The 4547-nt window shown below is 68.6% G+C and carries 4 protein-coding genes; all 4 read right to left on the bottom strand.

What is annotated here, in order from left to right; all coding sequences use genetic code 11:
* Positions 1–884: MFS transporter (locus AC1DU6_RS20915; RefSeq protein WP_477859313.1), on the bottom strand; the 884-nt coding region annotated here is incomplete at its 3' end.
* A 20-nt stretch (positions 885–904) separates the two neighbouring features.
* Positions 905–2170, bottom strand: a complete 1266-nt coding sequence (locus AC1DU6_RS20910) for an MFS transporter (RefSeq protein ID WP_457323009.1) — start codon at positions 2168–2170, stop codon at positions 905–907.
* Between the two features lie 127 nt (positions 2171–2297).
* On the bottom strand, positions 2298–2963 hold the full coding sequence (locus tag AC1DU6_RS20905; protein WP_477859311.1) for a response regulator: 666 nt from the start codon (positions 2961–2963) through the stop codon (positions 2298–2300).
* The coding region (locus AC1DU6_RS20900; protein WP_477859309.1) for a histidine kinase at positions 2960–4547 on the bottom strand (1588 nt) is incomplete at its 5' end. The genes AC1DU6_RS20905 and AC1DU6_RS20900, both read right to left, overlap by 4 nt.

Genomic DNA, 4547 nt, shown 5'->3' with positions numbered 1-4547 from the left:
GCAATGATGTCCAGCGGGATGGCCACCCACATGTTCAACAGCCCCAGGCCGGTGGGCGCCGGCAGGTAGAGGTAGAGCATGCCGATGGACGGCACGAAGGCCAGCGAGTACAGGTAGGTGATCTTCAGGAAGGCGACCACCGGATGACCGGCGTTGGGCGTCACCGTCTTCAGGTTGTTCATGCCGAACCAGCACAGCGCGGCCAGCGGCACCAGCGACAGCACCCAGGCGAAGCCGGCGTTCTGGATCCAGGTCTGCGTGCCGGCCGGGATCTTGCCGAAGATCCAGCCGCTGGCCTTCACCAGCGTCATCGGGTCGCCGCTCAGACCGAAAAAGCTGACCGTCATCACCAGCGGAATGACGACCTGCATCGTCGTCACGCCGAAGTTCCCGAGGCCCGCGTTCAGGCCCAGCGCCGTGCCCTGCAGGCGCTTGGGGAAGAAGGTGTTGATGTTGGACATCGATGACGCAAAGTTGCCGCCGCCCACGCCCGACCACAGCGCCATCAGCTGGAAGGCCCACAGCGGCCAGTCCTTGTGCTGCAAGGCCATGCCGGTGCCGATGGCCGGCGCCAGCAGCATGGCCGTGGTGAGGAAGATGGTGTTGCGCCCGCCGGCCAYGCGGATCAGGAAAGAGGCCGGGATGCGCATCGTCRCGCCCGAAATGCCGGCGATGGCCGTCAGCGTGAAGAGCTCGGCCTGGGTGAAGGGGAAGCCCAGGTTGAGCATCTGCACGGCGATGATGCCCCACATGCCCCAGACGGCGAAGCCGCACAGCAGGGCCGGGATGGAGATCCACAGGTTGCGGTAGGCGATGCGCTTGCCGGTGCTTTCCCAGAAGGCGTCGTCCTCGGGGCGCCAGTCCGCGATGTCGTTCTTGCTCATGATGCGGGTCCTTTCGGCGCTCAGCCGGCGAGGTGGAATTCGGGCGCGTTGCGGCCCATGACTTCGGTGCGGCGCACCTCGGTCCAGTACATCCAGATCAGCGAGACCCAGACGACGCCGTACATCAACATGAAGGCGCTGGAGCGGATGCCGGTCAGGTCCAGCAGCGCGCCGAACAGGATGGGCAGCACGAAGCCGCCCAAGCCGCCGGCCAGGCCGACGATGCCGCTGATGGCGCCGATGTTGCCGGGGTAGTCGTCGCTGATGTACTTGAAGACCGAGGCCTTGCCAAAGGCCCAGGCCACGCCCAGCACGGCCATCAGCGCGGTGAAGGTGTAGACGTTAAGGCCGATGTGGAAGGTCTTGGCGCCGGCCAGCGTCACGATGGTGAAGTCGGTCTGCGGGTAGCTCAGCAGGAACAGGCAGATCCAGCTCACCCACAGCACCCACCAGGTGACCTTGTGGGCGCCGTACTTGTCCGACAGCAGGCCGCCGATGGCGCGCAGCACGCCGCCGGGCAGGCTGAAGCAGGCCGCCAGCAGCGCGGCCACGCGGATATCCAGGCTGAACTCGCCGACGTAGTACTGCACCATCCACAGCGCCAGCGCCACATAGCCGCCAAACACGATGCTGTAGTACTGGCAGTACTTCAGCACACGCGGGTCCTTCAGCGCCTTCAGCTGCTCGCGAAAGCTGACGTTGCTGGTGACGAGGTGGGCCGGGTTGCTGCTGCTGAACAGCCAGAACAGCACGACGGTGCCGGCCATGATGGCCGCATAGACCTGGGGCACCATGGCCCAGCCGAAGCCGACCAGCAGCACCGGGGCGATGAACTTGTTGACCGCCGAGCCGGAGTTGCCGGCACCGTAGACGCCCATGGCCATGCCCTGGCGGCTCTTGGGGAACCAGCGCGCCACGTAGGGCGTGCCGACCGAGAACGAGCCCCCAGCCAGCCCGACGAAGAGGCCGATGACGAGGAAGTGCCAGTACTGCGTCGCGTAGGCCATCAGCCAGATGGCCGGCACGGTGGCGAGCATCAGTAGCGTGAGCACGATGCGGCCGCCATAACGGTCCGTCCAGATGCCCAGCGGCACGCGCACGAGAGAGCCGGTCAGCACCGGCATGGCCGTCAGCAGGCCGAATTCGGTGGCGTTGAGGCCGAGCTGCTTCTTGATGGGGATGCCGATGACGCCGAACATCATCCAGACCATGAAGCAGACGGTGAAGGCCAAGGTGCTGACGATCAGCACCGACCAGGCCTTGCGGTCGACAGGGGGCGCAGTCATGCGGTTTCCTCCTCAGTGAACATGAGGAGACTGTCCCGCGCAGCCTGCGCGCCGCACATTCACCAGAGGGGCAGCGGGGCACCGCCCGCAGGGAGGACGACGGCCCCGGCGGCCTCGTCCTAAAGAACTACGTGCGTTGCTGCGTGACCAGCACGGCGGCCTGCACGCGCGAGTCCAGGTCCAGCTTGCGCAGCAAGTGCTGCACATGGATCTTCACCGTCGTCTCGGCGATGCCGAGCTCGCGCGCGATGTGCTTGTTGGAATCGCCGCGGGCGATCAGGTCGACGATCTCGCGCTCGCGCGGCGACAGCGTGCCCAGCGGGTCGGGCGGCACGGCGGCGGCGGTGGACGCTGCCTCGGCTTCGTGGCGGAAGGCCGTGGCCAGCTTGCCGGCCATCTCGGCGCTGAAGCTGGACACGCCGCGCACCGCGCGCTCGATGGCCTGGGTCAGCTCGTGGTTGTCCGCCGTCTTCAGCAGATAGCCGCAGGCGCCGGCGCGCAGGGCCGCGCCCAGGTCGGCCTCCGACTCGCTCATCGTCAGCATCAGCACCTGGGCACCCGGCGCGGCCGCCTTCAGCGCCGGCAGGGCCTGCACGCCGGTGACGCCGGGCAGGTGGTTGTCCAGCAGGATGACCTGGGGTTGCAATTCGGCCGCCAGGCGCTCGGCCGCACCGGCGTCGCCGGCCTCGCCAACGACCTGCAACTGCGACTGCRTGGCCAGCAGCGCGATCAGGCCGCGGCGGAACAGCGTGTGGTCGTCAACGACAAGGACGCGGATGGGTTCGGCATTCATGATGTATTGGCCGTCTCGTATTCGGGCAGGGAGACGCGCCCCAGCGTGCCGCGCCCGGGTTGGGATTCCAGCGCCACGGCGGCACCCACCTTGGCGRCGCGCTCGCGCATGATGCGCAGCCCGACGTGGCTGTCGTCCGGCGAGTCCAGGGCTAGGTCGAAACCACGGCCGTCGTCGCGCACGTCGATCTGCCAGTGCGGCTGGTGCGCCAGCCGCACGTGGACCTGGCTGGCCTGGGCGTGCTTGCGCACATTGGCCAGCGCCTCCTGCACCACGTGCAGCAGCTGCACCTGCACGTCGGCCGGCAGCGGTGCGCCGTGGCCGTCCACTTCCAGCTCGGCCTGCAGGCCGCTTTGCAGGCGGAACTTCTGCAGCGTCTGCTGCAGCGCGGGCAGCAGGTCGTCGCCATCGGTGCGGGTGCGGAAATGCATCAGCAGCGCCCGCACGTCGGCCGTGCATTCCTTCAGGCCCAGCTCCAGCTCGTCGATGAGGCGCACGGCTGCATCGGCCTTGCCGCCCCGCTGCGCGTCCTTCAGCAGTTGCAGCTGGATCTTCATGAAAGCCAGGCTTTGTGCGATGGAATCGTGCATCTCGCGGGCCAGCATGCCGCGCTCCTCGGCCACAGCGGCTTCGCGCTGCAACGCCTCGCTGCGCAGGCTGTCCATGGCGCTGGCCAGATGGCTCGCCAGGCTGTCCAACAGCTCGCGGTCGGCCTGGCTGGGTTGGGGCGGGTCGCGGAACAGCAGGTCGACCTCGCCCATCACACGGCCCTGCACCGTCAACGCCACCGCCGTCACGGCGACGAAGCCTGCCTTGGCGCAGTGCGACCTGTGATCGCTCTCGCGGGTGATCGGAATGACCTTGGCATGCGGCCCGGGGCTGCCGCAATGGCAGGCGCCGGGCGCCACGCAGCGTTCGGCCTCGGCCATCGCGGGCGGCATGCCCTGCGAAGCCAGCAGCACCATGCGCTGCTGGCTCGGGTCCAGCCAGCGCATCGCGACGGCATCGGCGCCGGCCGCACGGCGCATGCGCTCGGCAAAACCCGCGCCCAGGTCGCGTACCGACGACGCCCCCGCGGCGAAGGACGTGGCCTCGTACAGCGTGGCCAGCCGCTGCTGCTCCAGGCGCAGGTCGGCCGTCTTGGCGCGCACTTCGTCGGCCATGCCTTGATAGACGGCTTCGAGACGCTCCGCCATGCGGTTGAAGCCGCGCGCCAGGTCACCGAACTCGTCCTGCGAGTCCTCGGCGACGCGGGCGCCAAGCGCGCCCTGCTCCAGCGCCTGCAGGCCGCGGCGCAGCCGGTCCACCGGTGCGAACACGACGAGGTGCGAGGCGTACAGGAAGATCATGGCCGCGGCGATGGCCATGCCGACGAGCGCCAGCTGCACGCTGGACAGCAGCGAGCTCCAGCCTGCCATGCGCGCCTCGACGGCGTCAACGAGGACGTCGATGCGCTGCACCTGGGCCTCGGCCTGCGCGCCGGTGGGCGCCGGCAGGCCATCGACCGCGGTCGACTTCAGCTGCTGCCAGCCCTCGCGCACGCCGCGCCAGGCCTGCAGGGTGTGCTCATCGCGAGGCAGGAAG

This window comes from Roseateles sp. P5_B10, assembly GCF_056400485.1.
This window is presented reverse-complemented; position numbering and strand designations above follow the sequence as displayed.